This is a genomic window from Pseudactinotalea sp. HY160 (assembly GCF_009372055.1).
Taxonomy (GTDB): domain Bacteria; phylum Actinomycetota; class Actinomycetes; order Actinomycetales; family Beutenbergiaceae; genus HY158.
Genome location: NZ_WHMT01000009.1, coordinates 1 through 14,934, shown reverse-complemented (window position 1 = coordinate 14,934; position 14,934 = coordinate 1). Strand labels below are relative to the sequence as shown.

Sequence of the window (14,934 nt, the reverse complement as noted above, 5' to 3'; positions counted from 1 at the left end):
GCCGGAGGGTGACCCGGCCCTCCCGGGCCATGCCCGCGGGCGAATCGCGCCGGACTCTCCTGACGAACCGGCACTTCGTGGGTAGGTTCTCTAGTGTGACCACGACACCGGAGCCCCGTCCGACCGCCCTGCCCGGCTTCCCGCCCGCCGGGCCGAGTCCCGAACCCGCCCCGGCGGCGGGTATCGGCCGCATCCCCGTGCTCGACGTCGGCCCGGTCGTCGAGGGCGGCCGCTGGCCCACGAAGGCGGTCGTCGGCGAGGTCGTGCCCGTGCGGGCGACCGTCTTCCGCGACGGCCACGAGTACGTGAGCGCCACGGCCGTGCTCATCGATCCCGAGGGCCGGGACCACTCCGCGCTCACCATGCGCCCGGGGACCCCCGGCCTGGACGACTGGCACGCCGAGTTCGTGCCCGACCGGGTGGGCCGCTGGTACTTCCGGGTCGAGGGCTGGTCCGACCCGCTGGCGACGTGGGCGCACGACGCCGTGATCAAGGTCGACGCGGACGTCGACACCGAGCTCATGCTCACCGAGGGCGCCCTGCTGCTCGAGGCCGCGGCCGCTCGCCCCGGCCTGCCGGCGGGCGTCGTCGCTGTTCTCATGGACGCCGTCGCGGGCCTTCGCGATTCGGCCCGCCCGGCCGCGGCCCGCCTCGCCGCCGGCACCGACGCGCGGGTACGGTCCGCCCTCGCCGCTCACCCCGTGCGCCGGTTCGTGACCGCGAGCGCGACCTATCCGCTCCAGGTGCACCGCCGGGAGGCGCTGTTCAGCTCGTGGTACGAGTTCTTCCCGCGCTCCGAGGGGGCCACGTTCGACGAGGCGAGCGGCACGTGGACCTCGGGCACGCTCCGGACGGCGGCCGAGCGCCTGCCCGGGATCGCGGCGATGGGCTTCGACGTCGTCTACCTCACGCCCATCCACCCGATCGGGTCCACGAACCGCAAGGGCCGCAACAACACGCTCACGTGCGAGCCGGGCGACCCGGGCTCCCCGTACGGGATCGGCGCGGCCGACGGCGGCCACGACGCCGTCCACGCCGACCTGGGCACGTTCGACGATTTCGACGACTTCGTCGCCCGCGCCCGCGGTCTCGGGATGGAGGTGGCCCTCGACCTGGCCCTGCAGGCCTCACCCGACCACCCGTGGGCGATCGACCACCCCGACTGGTTCACCGTGCGGGCCGACGGCACGATCGCCTATGCGGAGAACCCGCCGAAGAAGTACCAGGACATCTACCCGCTCAATTTCGACCGCGACCCGGAGGGGATCTACGAGGCCGTCCGCGACGTCGTCTACACGTGGATCGATCACGGGGTCACGGCCTTCCGGGTGGACAACCCGCACACGAAGCCGCTGACGTTCTGGGAGCGGCTCCTGGCGGAGGTCGCCTCGACCCATCCCCACGTGATCTTCCTGTCCGAGGCGTTCACGAAGCCGGCGATGATGCGCGCCCTCGCGCTCATCGGCTTCCACCAGTCCTACACCTACTTCACGTGGCGGAACACGAAGGAGGAGCTCTCGGAGTACCTCGCCGAGGTCGCCGGGGACTCGGGTGCGGTGCTGCGCCCCTCGTTCTGGCCCACGACGCACGACATCCTCACCCCGTACATGCAGCAGGGCGGGCAGGCGGCGTTCGCGATCCGGGCGGTGCTCGCCGCCACCGGCTCGCCCACGTGGGGGATCTACTCCGGCTACGAGTTCGCCGAATCCGTCGCCCGGCCGGGCGCCGAGGAGCAGATCGACAACGAGAAGTACGAGTTCAAGCCGCGGGACTGGACCCGGGCCGAGCACATCGGGCTGGCCACGCTGCTCACCCGACTCAATCAGCTCCGCGCCGCCCACCCGGCGCTGCAGCAGCTGCGCAACCTCACCGTGCACGGCACGACCGACGACGCCATCGTCTGCTTCTCCAAGCGGATCGCGGCGGAACACTCCCCCACGGGCACGGACGACGTGATCATCGTGGCCGTCACGACCGACCCGTTCGCGACCCGCGAGGGCCGGCTCTTCCTCGACATGCACGCGCTCGGGCTCCACCACGAGGCGACCTTCGTGGCCGAGGACCTGCTCTCGGGGGACCAGTACCTGTGGGACCGGACCCCGTTCGTGCGCCTCGACCCGCACGGGAACTGCGCGCACATCATCTCGGTGCGCAGCTCCGGCGGGCGGGTCTGACATGCCCGCGCCCCACGCCGCACCGGCCGCCGCCCCCGGGGGCCGCGACGTGCTCGCCGCGCTCGAGGCCTGGCTCCGGGGCCGGCGGTGGTTCCCGGGCCGGCTCGACGCGGACGCCGAGCTCACCCACCTCGAGACGATCCCGCTCGCCGGCGGGCGCCGCACGGGGATCGTGCGCCTGGAGATCGCGGCCGTGCGCTCGGCGGCCGGGGTGGTCGCCGTGCAGGTGCCGGTGGTGCTCGCCCAGGCGGGGGCACCCGGGCCGGCGACGCCCGAGCCGATCGCCTCGCTCGCCGGGTGGGACGTCTTCGACGGGCCGACCCACCCGGCGTTCCTGCCGGCATGGCTCGGGGCCGCCACGACCCCGACCCGGCCCGGCCTGCGCACCCTGCCCGGCCCGGCGGCCGGGCTCGACCTCGCCGCGGCCCGGGCGGTGCGCGGGGAGCAGTCGAACAGCTCGATCATCGTGCCCCGCGCCGACGGTGCCCCGGGCGGTGCGATCCTCAAGGTGTTCCGGGTGATCGCGGCCGGCGCGAACCCCGACGTCGAGGTTCCCCTCGCCCTCGCCCTCGCCCGCGCCGGCGGGTCCCGGCACGTGCCCGCGGTGCTCGGCTGGCTCGAGGGCCGGTTCCGCGACCCGGCCACCCTCACGACCGTCACCGGCCACCTGGGCGTCCTCGCCGAGTTCGTGCCCGGGGCCGAGGACGGCTTCGCGTGGGCCTGCGAGCGCGCCGGGGCCGGGGCCGACATCACCGCCGAGATGCGCAGCCTCGGCGGAGACCTGGCCGACCTGCACGGGCAGTTGCGCGCGGCCCTGCCCGTCCCCGACGACGCCCCCCGCGAGACCGCCGCCGACCTGCGGGGGCGAGCCGACTGGGCCCTCGCCCGAGTACCGCGGCTGACCGGCGACACGGCCCGGACCGAGGCGATCCACGCCGTCCTCACGCGCGCCATGGCGGGCCGGGAGCCACCGCCGCCGCAACGCATCCACGGTGACCTCCACCTGGGACAGGTGCTGCACGCCGGCCGGGCCTGGCACATCCTCGACTTCGAGGGCGAGCCGCTGCGGCCACTCGCCGAGCGGCGCCGCCCGGGGCAGCCGATGCGCGACGTCGCGGGCCTGCTGCGTTCGCTCGACTACGCGGCCGCCGTCGGCGGCGCGAGTGACCCGGCCTGGCTGCGGCACGCGCGCGCCGGCCTGCTCGCCGGCTACCTCGACCACCCGAGCCACGTGGACGCCGCGTCCGACCCGGCCGGCCTGCCCGGCCTGCGCCGCCTGCTGCAGGCCTACGAACTCGACAAGGCGCTGTACGAGGCCGCCTACGAATCCCAACACCGCCCCGACTGGATCTCGATCCCCCTCGCCGCCATCGACCGCATCCTCCAGGAGAACGACATGACCGCCACCTCCCAGCCCGGACCCGCCCAGGCACGTCCCGCCGCGGCGTTGCTCGAGGCGGTGGCCCAGGGCGGCCACTTCGCCCCGCACGACGTCCTCGGCGCGCACCCGGCCGGCGGCACCGTCACGCTTCGGGCGTTGCGGCACCTGGCCGAGTCGGTCGCGTTCGTCACCGCCGACGGACGCGTCCCCGCCCGCCACCTGCACGGCGGCATCTGGGAGGCCGAGCTCGAGGCCCCGGGGATTCCCGACTACCGGGTCGAGGTCACGTACGAGGACGGCGTCGGCCACATCCAGGACGACCCGTACCGGCACCTGCCCACGATCGGCGACATGGACCTGCACCTCATCGCCGAGGGCCGGCACGAGGAATTGTGGACGGCGCTCGGCTCCCATGCGCGCGAGTTCGCCTCGGCCCTCGGCCCGGTCACGGGGGTCTCCTTCGCCGTGTGGGCGCCGAATGCGCGCGCGGTGCGGGTGATCGGCGACTTCAACGGCTGGGACGGGCGTGAGGCCGCGATGCGCTCGCTCGGCAGCTCGGGGATCTGGGAGGTGTTCCTGCCCGGCGTCGAGGCCGGCGCGAAGTACAAGTACGAGGTCTGCCATGCCGACGGCAGCTGGCACGCCAAGGCCGACCCGCTCGCCCGCGCCACCGAGGTGCCGCCGAGCACCGCCTCGGTCGTGACCGACGACGACTACGTGTGGTCGGCCGGCGACGAGGCGTGGATGGCCCACCGCAGCACCACCAACCCGCACACCGGGCCGATGAGCGTCTACGAGGTGCACCTGGGCTCGTGGCGGGCGGGCCTGAGCTACCTCGAGCTCGCCGAGCAGCTCGTGGAGTACGTGCAGTGGATGGGCTTCACGCACGTCGAGTTCCTGCCGGTCTCGGAGCACCCGTACGGGCCCTCCTGGGGCTATCAGGTGACGTCGTACTACGCCCCGACCGCCCGGTTCGGCACCCCCGACGAACTTCGCCACCTCATCGACGCCCTCCACAGCGCCGGCATCGGCGTGCTGCTCGACTGGGTGCCCGCCCACTTCCCCAAGGACTCGTGGGCGCTGGCCCGCTTCGACGGCACGGCGCTGTACGAGCATGCGGATCCGCTGCGCGGGGAGCACCAGGACTGGGGCACGCTCATCTTCGACTTCGGCCGCAACGAGGTCCGCAACTTCCTCGTCGCGAGCGCGCTGTACTGGCTGAGCGAGTTCCACATCGACGGCCTGCGGGTCGACGCCGTGGCCTCGATGCTCTACCTCGACTACTCCCGCAATCCCGGCGAGTGGCGCCCGAACGCGCGCGGCGGACGGGAGAACCTCGAGGCGATCCAGTTCCTGCAGGAGGTCACGGCCACGGCCTACCGCGTGTGCCCGGGCATCATCATGATCGCCGAGGAATCGACCGCATGGCCCGGGGTGACCTCCCCGACGTCGGTGAGCGGGCTGGGCTTCGGGCTCAAGTGGAACATGGGCTGGATGAACGACACCTTGCGCTACCTCGCCGAGGACCCGGTGAACCGGCGCTACCACCACGGCGAACTGACGTTCTCGCTCGTGTACGCCTTCTCCGAGCAGTTCCTGCTCCCCCTCTCCCACGACGAGGTGGTGCACGGGAAGGGCTCGCTGCTGGCGAAGCTGCCCGGGGACCGCTGGCAGCAGCTCGCCGGACTGCGTGCGCTCTTCGCCTACCAGTGGTCGCACCCGGGAAAGAAGCTGCTGTTCATGGGGGGCGAGTTCGGCCAGGAGGCGGAGTGGGCCGAGTCCCGCTCACTCGACTGGGGCCTCGGCGACACCCCGGACCACTCGGCGCTGCGGGAGTGCCTGCGCGACCTCAACCTGCTCTACGCCCAGGAGCCGGCCCTGTGGGCCGACGACTTCTCCCACGAGGGCTTCCAGTGGCTCGAGGCCGGCGCGGGCGACGACAACCTGATCGCCTACCTGCGCGTGGGCGCGGGAAGGCAGGTGGCGGTCGTGGTGAACTTCGCGGGCGTGCCGCACGAGGACTACCGGATCCCGGTGCCGCAGGGCGGTCGCTGGCGGGAGGTGCTCAACACCGACGCGCTGCGCTACGGCGGCTCGGGCGTCGAGAACACCGCCCCGATCACGGCCGAGGCGCGGCCGTGGGGCGGGCGCTCACACTCGATCCCCCTGCGGGTCCCGCCGCTCGGGGCGACGTTCCTCGTGCCCGAGGATCAGTGACCCTCAGAACAGGGCGAGGGCGAGCTGCCGGCGGGCGGCGGCGACCTCCGGGGAGCCCTCCGGCGCGAGCGTGAACAGGTCGAGCAGCCGGAGCCGGGCCAGCTCGCGGTCGTCGCCCGCGGTCGCCCGGATCACGGCGAGCACCCGGTCGTAGGCCGCGGCCGACCGCCCGGTCGAGAGCTCGACGTCGGCGGCGAGGAGCTGAGTGGCCGCGTCGCCGGGCGAGGCGTCGCGGGCGGCGTTGAGCGCGGCCGCCGGGTCGACCCCGGCCAGCCGGGTCAGCAGCGTCACCTGGGCGAGGCCCGCGCGCGCCTCGGCGTCGCCGGGGTCGGCGGCGAGGGCCTGCGTGAAGGCCGCGGTGGCGGCGTCGAGGTCGTCGTTCTCGATCGCGTCGTAGGCGGCCTGGATGTGCGGCGGCAGCTCGGGTTCGGGCGGCGCCGGCGGCACGTCGTCCTCCTCGGCGGCGACCGTGCCGGTCACGCCGTTCTCGGCGGCGACCCGGAGCAGTTCGGTCAGGATCGAGCGCACCTGATCGATGGGGTGGGCGCCCTGGAACAGCGGCACGGGCTGGCCCTTGAGCACGGCGACCGTGGTCGGCAGCGACTGCACCTGGAGGGCCTGGGCGATCTCCGGGTTCGCGTCGACCGCGACGCGGGCGAGCACGAACCTCCCGGCGAACTCCTTGACGAGGTCGACGAGCACGCCGCTCAGTTCGATCGAGGCCGGCGACCGGGTGGAGTACAGGTCGAGCACGACGGGCACGTCCATCGACTGCTGCACGGCGTCGGCGAAGGACTGGGCGGTCACCTCGATCACGAGGCCGCCCGGTGCGTCCACGGGGTCGGCCTTCGGAGCGGTCAGGGCCGCGAGGTCCACGGCGCCGCGCAGGTTGAGTCCGGCGGGATCGTGCTGAGTCATCGACGTTCTTCCTTAGCTGTCATTTCGCGGTCACCTTGGTCAGGACCCGCTCGGCCCCGAGCACGCTCACCTGGGCGTCCTCCCCGGCATCGGCGGGCGGGATGTAGAACGCGATCATATGAAGGTAGCTTCCGGTGATCGACTCGTCCACTTCGTCCTCGCCGTCGTTCAGGGCGGCGTATTGGCTGCCGACCTTCATGGTCGAGCGGGCCACGGTCCGCTCATAGGTCATGGTCGAGGTGAGTCCGGCGTAGACGATCGCGCCGCCGTCCGCGGTGGCCAGGGCGGCGACCCCGTCCTGGGCCGTCACCTTGTTCTTCACCGTGCCCGCCACCTCGAGGCTCTTCTGCTGCGCCTTGACCTCGTCGCGCAGGGCCGTGCGGTAGATGTCGTCGGCGAACAGGTCCGCGGAGTCGGCCTTGTCCCCCTTCTCGACCGTCTCGGCATAGGCGGCGGCGACCTCGTCCGGGGCGATGAGGAGCCCCGGGTCGTCGGGGGCGACCGGGTCGACCCCGATCTCCGAGGCCGCGACGGTCGGCGTGCTCACCCCGGGCAGGAGCCGCACCCAGCCGACCATCGAGTAGTCGTCGCGGGGCTCCTGCTGGGTGAGCACGAGCAGCCGCGGCGCGTTGCTGCCGGCGGGCGGGGTCGTCGCCACCATGACGGTCCGGGGCCAGTCCTCGGTCGCCGCGACGACGGCCGCGACGTCGTCGGTTCCCAGCGGCTGGGGCGTGTAGGGCTCCTCGTCGTCCTTCGTGGCCTTCGCGAGCCGGTACTCGGCGGCCCGGACCGCCTCGGCCCGTTCGGTGATCCGGGGCGGCAGCAGGTCGGGGTCGAGGGCCGCATCCGCGTCGGCGAGGCTCGTCTGCACGGACGCGAGCACCCGGTCGAGGCGGCCCTCGTCGAGCACGGGGTAGACGGTCGTGCTCTCGGGTTCCGGGGTGGACTGCGGCACGGGCACGGCGCAGCCGGTCAGTCCGGCCGACCCCAGCAGGATGACCATGCCCGTGGCGGTCGCGGCAACGATCCTCCGCGCGTTCATCGCTTCTCCTCGCTGTCGCCGGCATCGTCGGGCTCGCCGTCATCGGGCTCGCCCGGCTCGTGACCGGGGCGTTCGGCCGCGCCCATCCCCCAGGTGGCCCGCCACGAGGCGCCCGAGGCGCGCGGGTTCGGTTCGGAGTCGTTCGGTTCGGGCTCGTCCGGCTCCGCCGGGGGCAGGGACGACGCAGCCTCGGTTCGCGTCGGCCCCTCACCGGGCCCGGGCTCACCGTCGGTGCGGCGGCGCCGCCACCAGCGGCGCCGCGTCTGCGCGGGTGCGGCCGGTTCTACTGGTTCTGATGATTCTCGAGATTCGAGTGGTTCTACCGGCGACACTGCGGGAATCGTCTCGGTCCGCTCCAGGGCGGGCCACTGCGGAGCTGTCGTACCTGCCGTACCCGCGGGCTCTGCCGGCTCTGTCGTAGCGGTTGCCGGCGCGGTCGTGGGCACGAGGAAGGCCGGCACGGCGAGATCGGCCGGATCGACACGCGCGGCCGGGTCCCCGGCTGCCCGTGCCGGGGCGCCGGAGCCGGCAGCCGCGCCGCCGGCCCAGGCGGCCAGCTCGGCCGCGGCCGATTCCTCCGCCGACCGTCCCCCGACGGCGGGGATCACCTCGGTCGCGTCGGAGCGCTGCTGTGACGGGGCCCCGGCGGCGCCGCGGCGACCCCGGGCCCGCTCGGCCTCACGCAGCTCTCGGCGGGTGAGCGGCCGGTCCGGATCGATCGCCTGGAGCTGAGCCGTGAGCTCGGGCTCGTAGCTGTCCGCCGCGGGCGCGCGCCTCGCCTCCCGGCGGGCGAGGAGGTCGGCCGACAACAGGGCCAGGCCGATGAGCAGGAGCAGGGCCCCGCCGATGATGCCGGGCACGAGCAGCGGCGTGGGAACGTCGCGCTCCCAGGTCAGCTCGACCTGCGGCGCCGGACCGCTGCCGTCCCCGGCCACGAGCATCGACCAACTGCCCGGGACCTTCGACCACGTGTACTGGATCTCGCCGACCCCCTCGACCTGGTCGATCCACAGGTCCGACCCGGCGGGGTTCGCCGGGTCCGCGGGCGCGGACTCGTCCGCGGCATCCGGGTCCCCGGTCGGCTCCTCCGTGGGACCGGCGGTCGCGTCGTCCGTGGGCTCACCGGCCGGCGCTCCCACGGAATAGCTCAGGTGATCCCAGTCCTGCAGGCCGGTGATCACCCAGTGCGGGCTGTCCCCGACCCAGGCGGTCACGTCGCCCGCCCGGCCGAGTGCGAGCACGACGGGCTCCGTGGAGTCGGCGGCCACGACCGTCACCCCGACCGAATCGTTCACGGCGGTGAGCGCCCCGGGCCGGGTGATCACATAGGGCACGTCGGGCGTCGCCGGCAGGTCGAGCGTGACCACGGTCGCCGGCTTCCACACGGTCGCGGATCCGATGGCGCCGGCGATGCCGGCCAGCCCGACCACGATGAGCGCGATCGCGATGATGCGTCGTAACACGGTCCGCAGCACTCCTTGTCTCAAGCGTTCGCCGGCGGCGAGGTCGGCCACGTAATTGCCGGTCAAGACTACGGGAACGAGCACCGCGACCACGACCCGGCCCGGCATCTCCATCACCTTCTCCCAACTGCGGTGATCTGCGCCACAGGGCGCCCGGGGTGAGAGCGGTTAGGCTGAGCCCCAGTGTCAGCCCGGGACGGACCCCCGGGGAGGAGAGGGTGCCGGAGCACCCGGATGCGGAGGATCGGCCCATGGCCGACGAACAGCCGATGTTTCCCGTGGTCATGCGCGGATACGACCGAGCTCAGGTGGATGAACAACTGCACGGCCTCACCCGGCAGTTGCACGAGGCGCGAGCCCAGGTGGAGGCCCTCGACGCCGCCGCGGTGACCATGTCCGGGCAGCTCGCCGAGACCCAGGCCCTCCTGCAGGAGAACGAGAAACCGTCCTATACCGGGCTCGGGGCGAGGATCGAGCAGCTGCTGCGGTCCGCCGAGGAACAGTCCGCCGTCCTCATCGGACAGGCGCAGACCCAGGCACGCGACATCGTCGAGCGTGCCCAGCATCAGGCCGACTCCCTCGCCGGCCAGGCCGAGAGCGAGGCCGCCGACGTCATCTCCGCCGCCCGTCGCGACGCCGAGGCTCGCGTGGCCGCCACGGCGAGTCAGGTCGACGGCGTGCTCGAGGCCGCCCAGCGCCGGGCCGAGGAGCTGGTCGGCTCCGCCGAACGCGAGGCCGCCCGGATCACGTCCGCCGCCGCCACCGAGGTGAGCGAGCGCACCGCAAGCCTCGAACGGGAACTCGGCACGAGCCGCGCCTCCGCCGAGCGCGAGCTGACCGAGGCGCGGGTCACCGCCGAGCAGGAGGCCCGGGAGCTGACCGCGACGGCCGAGGAGGCCGCCACGGCGCTGCGTGAGCAGGCCAAGGCCGAGGCCCAGCAGCTGCGCTCCGACGCGGCCCGCGAGGCCGAACTCACCCGGGCGACGGCCGAGACGGCCGCGCAGGAACTCATCGCCGCGGCCACCACCGAGGCGGGTTCCGTTCGTGCGGTCGTCGCCGCCGAGCGGGACGAGGCCGATGTGCTGCTCGCGCGCCGCCACGAGGAGGCCGAGCAGCAGGATTCGGCTCGCCACGAGCAGGCCAAGGCCGAGACCACGGCCATGGTCGCCGACGCGCAGGAGCACGCCCGCGCGGCGGAGACCCGGGTCGCCACCGCCCTCGACAAGGCCGAGGAGATCCGCTCGACCGCCGAGGCGCGCGCCGAGCAGATCCTCACCGCGGCCCGCGCGGCCTCCGACCGGATCACCCGGGAGGCCAAGGAGGACGCCGACCAGCTCCGCACCGAGACCGTGGCCCGGGTGGACCGCGAGCGTCGCACCGCCCAGAGCGAGCTCGACGTGCTGAATCAGCAGCGCGAGTCGATCACCACCTACCTCGACGAGCTCCGGGGCCTGCTCGGCACCGGCGACGACTCCGGCGCCACCGCGCTGGCGAACGCAGTGCCCTACGAGGAGTACGCGAGCCCGACCGACTCGGCGGGGTCGGCAGAGTCTGTGGGGTCGGCACAGTCCGCCGCGTCGGCCGCCACGGTCGAATCGGCCCCGGCGGGTTCCTCGGCGGCCTCCGTCCCGTCGGTCGAGTCGGTCGAGTCGGTCGAGTCCGTGGATTCGGTGGATTCCGTCGGGTCCCCGGCGACCGATGACTCGAACGACACAGCCGACACAGGCGACACGGGCGACACGGGCGACACAGGCGACACAGGCGACGACTCCGAGGCGGAGTCGACCGCTGCAGCCGATCGCACCCGGTCCTCCTAGCCGATGACCCGGGCCGAGGACTGGCGGGCCGAGCGGACCCGGGCGGCGGCCGAGCACGCCGCCCGGCTGGAGGCACGTCAGGCGGCCGAGCACGCCGAGGCCGCGGAGTTCATCGAGCGGTTCGTCGAACGTGCCCGTGCGGCCCGGCTGCCGGCCGAGCCGCTGCGGGTGCAGGGATACGGGGGCCGCGGCAGCGCCCGGACCCCGTTCACCGGCTGGTACCTGCGGCGAGACCGCAGGGCCGCACTCGGCGAGGAGGGCGACTTCTACGTGCTCACCGCCCCGTTGAGCGTGCTCGACCGGATCCGCGGGGTGCGGCCCGAGCCGGTGCCCGCCCCGCTCGTGCTCGGGCAGGGCGGCAAGGACGGCGAGTCGATCGACCTCGTCGACGCCCTCGAGCGGCTCCTGCCCGGCTGGCGCGGCTAGCGATCTGGCATCACTGGCATCACTGGCACCACGGGCACCGCGGGCACCGCGGGCACGACCCACCAGCCGGGCGTGTGGCGGCCCGCGCGCGGGGTGACATGATGAATCCATGCCTGGAACGAATCTCACGCGGGCCGAAGCGCATGCCCGCGCGTCACTGCTGACCGCCGACTCCTACGACATCTCGCTCGACCTGACGGTGGGCGAGACGCATTTCCTCAGCACCACGGTGCTGCGGTTCCGCTCCCGGGAGGAGGGGGCGAGCACGTTCGTCGACCTGGTCGACGCGAGCGACCTCGAGATCACGTTCAACTCGAAGCGGCTGGACCCGGCGCGCGTGTACCGCGACTCGCGCATCGAACTGACCGGCCTGCGCGGCGAGAACGAGCTGACCGTGCGCGCCCGGCTGCCCTATTCGCGCACGGGCGAGGGCCTGCACCGGTTCGTCGACCCGGCCGACGACCGGGTCTACCTCTACTCCCAGTTCGAGGTGCCGGACGCCCGCCGCGTCTACGCGAACTTGGAGCAGCCCGACCTCAAGTCGGTCTTCACGTTCACCGTCACCGCCCCGGCCCACTGGGTCGTCGTCTCCAACGCCCCCTCGCCCACCCCGGAGCCGGCCGGCGGGGCCGGGGAGGGAACGGCGATCTGGCGGTTCGAGCCGACGAAGCGGATGTCGACCTACATCACCGCGATCATCGCCGGCGAGTACCACTGCGTTCATCACTCGTACGAGGGCACGGGCGGGGTGATCGAGCTCGGCCACTACTGCCGCCGGTCGATCAAGGAGCACCTCGATCTCGACGAGCTGCTCGAGGTGACCAAGCAGGGCTTCGAGTTCTTCGAGCGCACGTTCGGGGTGCCCTACGCGTTCGGCAAGTACGACCAGCTGTACGTGCCGGAGTACAACATGGGCGCGATGGAGAACGCGGGCGCGGTCACGTTCCGCGACGAGTACCTGCCCCGTTCCCGGCAGGTGCACGCGTTCTACGAGCAGCGCGCGAACACGATCCTGCACGAGATGGCGCACATGTGGTTCGGCGACCTCGTCACGATGAAGTGGTGGGACGACCTGTGGCTGAACGAGTCCTTCGCGGAGTGGGCCTCCCACCACGCGATGGCCCACGCCACGAAGTACACCGACGTGTGGACGGGCTTCACCAACGCCCGCAAGAACTGGGCCTACCGGCAGGACCAGCTGCCCTCGACGCACCCGATCGCGGCCGACAACGTCGACCTCGAGGCGGTCGAGGTGAACTTCGACGGCATCACCTACGCCAAGGGCGCCTCCACGCTCAAGCAGCTCGTGCACTGGGTCGGTGAGGAGGAGTTCGTCACCGGCCTGCGCCGGTACTTCGCCGAGCACGCGTGGGGCAACACCGAGTTCGCGGACCTGCTCGAGGCGCTCGAGGCCGCGAGCGGCCGGGAGCTCGGCACGTGGGCCGAGGAATGGCTCAAGACCTCCGGCGTGAACACGCTCAGCCCCGAGTTCTCCCTCGCCGGCGACGACTACGCCTCGTTCGCTGTGCGGCAGCGGGCGAGCGAGGACTTCCCGACGCTGCGCCGTCACCGCATCGGCATCGGCCTGTACGACCTGACCGGCGGGCGGCTCGAGCTGCGCGAGCGGCTCGAGGTCGACATCGACGGCGAGCTGACGACGATCGCCGCGTTGGCGGGCGTCCGCCGGCCCGATCTGTTGCTGCTGAACGACGGCGACCTCACCTATGCGAAGATCCGCCTGGACGAGCGGTCGCTCGCCACCGCGATCGCCCACATCGACGTCGTCTCCGACTCCCTCGCCCGGGCCCTGCTGTGGGGAGCGGCGTGGGACATGACCCGCGACGGCCAGTTGCGTGCGCGCGACTTCGTCACCCTCGTGCTCGCGGGCGCCGGCTCGGAGACCGACTCGACGGCCGTGGCGCGGCTGCCGATGTACGTGCGCACCGCCGTCGAGTACTACTCCGATCCGGACCACCGCGACGAGCTGCGGGCCCGCTGGGAGGCCGGCCTGGTCGCCCTCCTCGAGGGCGCCGAGCCCGGCAGCGACCACCAGCTCTCGTTCGCCCGCGCGCTGGCCGGGATCGCGCACTCGCCGTCCGCCCTGGACCTGCTCGCGGGCCTGCTCGACGGCTCGCGGGGTCTCGCCGGGCTGACCGTCGACACGGATCTGCGCTGGACGCTCGTCGTCGCGCTCGCCCGCGCCGGAGTCCACGGCGAGGCCGAGATCGACGCCGAACTCGCCCGCGACAACACGATCTCGGGCCGGGAACGGGCGGCGCTCGCCCGCGCCGTCCGCCCGGACGCCGCCTCGAAGGCCCGGGCGTTCCACGACGCCATGGTCCGTGACGACCTGCCGAACGAGACGCAGCGCCAGATCGCGGCCGGCTTCGCGACCCCCGGGCAGGGCGAGTACCTGGCCCCGCTGCTCGAGGAGTACCTGACCGCGGCGGACACCCTGTGGGAGGAGAAGGGCGTGCAGCGGGCCTCGACCGCGCTCGAGCTCATGTTCCCGATGCCGCTCGCCTCCCCCGAGGTGCTCGCGCGGGTGACCGAGTGGCTCCAGACGTCCCCGGCGAACCCCGCCGCGAAGCGGTACGTGCGCGAGGGCGCGGCGGACATGGCGCGGGCACTGGCGGCCCAGGCCTTCGACGCGGGCTGAGCGCTGCCGCCGAGCGGGGAGCAGAGTCCGCGCCCGGCGGCGGCGGTCTTCCCCGGTCGGGGCCCGGGCTCTCAGTCGATGGCGCGATGCAGCAGGTCGAGCAGGGCCGCGGCGTAGGCGTCCTCGGGGTCGGCCGCGGTGAATGCCGCGGCCGGCTCGTCGCCGAGGCGGGTGCGCACGCGGAATCCGTCTCCCGTGCGGTGCAGGCCGCGGAACGCCTCCCCCAGGAAGGCGCGGAGCTGATCCTCCCGGGGCAGCCACAGCGCCTGCTCCATGGCCACCGAGTCGAGCGCCCACTCCGTCGTGCCGTTGAAGGCGAGCACCGTCCCCGTGGGATGGGCGCGGGCCTCGATCACCATGTCGGAGAGGATGAACACCTCCTCACCCAGCGCCGCCGCCTCGACCCGGAACCGGTCCCCCGGCGCGGGATGCCAGGCCAGGCCGGAGTCGCGGAGGTCCCGGGCGTGGTCGTCGCTGATCATCGACCCACCCTACTCAGGGTCCGTCGAACGCCCGCGAATCGACCGCCGCCATCGCGCCTCGGCTAGAGTCTCATTGCGAATCCAGCAGCCACCCGAGCATCGTTGCGGGCCGGCTGTGGCCACAACGGAGGGTGAGCCGATGCCTCAGCCTGGATCCACCGTTCGGGTCGTGGTGATGGTGTGAGGTCCGGGTTCTGGCGGGTCGGGTCGTGTGGGCATGGCGGGGCCGCCGGTCTGCCCGGCTTTTCCACTTGTGTTCCGGTCGTGCCCGTGGGGGCCGGTGGTCAGGTCCTCGGGGCTGGGGGTGGCCCGCAGGCAGCGACATAGAGCGCTTCCCAGGGGCCTTGATGGGCCC

Annotated in this window: 9 protein-coding genes; 5 read left to right on the top strand and 4 right to left on the bottom strand. The window is 73.2% G+C overall.

Features of this window, described 5'->3' with window-relative positions:
• The first annotated feature begins 29 nt into the window (after nucleotides 1-29).
• Nucleotides 30-2,174, top strand: coding sequence for an alpha-1,4-glucan--maltose-1-phosphate maltosyltransferase (locus GCG21_RS09905; protein ID WP_152909618.1), 2,145 nt, complete (start codon nucleotides 30-32; stop codon nucleotides 2,172-2,174).
• Nucleotide 2,175: 1 nt separating this feature from the next.
• Nucleotides 2,176-5,772: a 1,4-alpha-glucan branching protein GlgB gene (glgB, locus tag GCG21_RS09900; protein WP_152909538.1), complete on the top strand. Its 3,597-nt coding sequence runs from the start codon at nucleotides 2,176-2,178 to the stop codon at nucleotides 5,770-5,772.
• A 3-nt stretch (nucleotides 5,773-5,775) separates the two neighbouring features.
• On the opposite strand, the gene GCG21_RS09895 is transcribed toward glgB, so the two are convergent.
• Genes GCG21_RS09895 through GCG21_RS09885 form a run of 3 tightly spaced genes read right to left on the bottom strand, consistent with a single transcriptional unit; the run spans nucleotide 5,776 to nucleotide 9,309 of the window.
• A complete protein-coding gene (locus tag GCG21_RS09895) occupies nucleotides 5,776-6,690 on the bottom strand; it encodes a tetratricopeptide repeat protein (protein WP_152909537.1) in 915 nt (304 codons plus the stop codon).
• 19 nt (nucleotides 6,691-6,709) lie between these two features.
• On the bottom strand, nucleotides 6,710-7,732 hold the full coding sequence (locus tag GCG21_RS09890) for a hypothetical protein (RefSeq protein ID WP_152909536.1): 1,023 nt from the start codon (nucleotides 7,730-7,732) through the stop codon (nucleotides 6,710-6,712).
• The gene (locus GCG21_RS09885; protein ID WP_152909535.1) at nucleotides 7,729-9,309 is read right to left on the bottom strand and encodes a hypothetical protein; all 1,581 of its coding nucleotides are present in this window, start codon (nucleotides 9,307-9,309) and stop codon (nucleotides 7,729-7,731) included. The genes GCG21_RS09890 and GCG21_RS09885 overlap by 4 nt, the downstream gene beginning before the upstream one ends.
• Before the next feature lie 137 nt (nucleotides 9,310-9,446).
• Between GCG21_RS09885 and GCG21_RS09880 the strand changes: the two genes are divergently transcribed.
• The 3 genes from GCG21_RS09880 to pepN all read left to right on the top strand — a co-directional run bounded on the left by GCG21_RS09880 (nucleotide 9,447) and on the right by pepN (nucleotide 14,097).
• Nucleotides 9,447-11,012, top strand: a complete 1,566-nt coding sequence (locus GCG21_RS09880) for a hypothetical protein (RefSeq protein WP_152909534.1) — start codon at nucleotides 9,447-9,449, stop codon at nucleotides 11,010-11,012.
• Nucleotides 11,013-11,015: 3 nt separating this feature from the next.
• Nucleotides 11,016-11,438 (top strand): hypothetical protein, encoded by a 423-nt coding sequence (locus GCG21_RS09875; RefSeq protein ID WP_152909533.1) that lies wholly within the window; start codon nucleotides 11,016-11,018, stop codon nucleotides 11,436-11,438.
• Between the two features lie 109 nt (nucleotides 11,439-11,547).
• Complete coding sequence (pepN, locus tag GCG21_RS09870) at nucleotides 11,548-14,097, top strand: aminopeptidase N (RefSeq protein ID WP_152909532.1); 2,550 nt, start codon at nucleotides 11,548-11,550, stop codon at nucleotides 14,095-14,097.
• A gap of 71 nt (nucleotides 14,098-14,168) precedes the next feature.
• Here the strand turns inward: pepN and GCG21_RS09865 are convergent, their stop codons facing one another.
• On the bottom strand, nucleotides 14,169-14,579 hold the full coding sequence (locus GCG21_RS09865) for a pilus assembly protein CpaE (RefSeq protein ID WP_152909531.1): 411 nt from the start codon (nucleotides 14,577-14,579) through the stop codon (nucleotides 14,169-14,171).
• Nucleotides 14,580-14,934 lie beyond the last annotated feature (355 nt).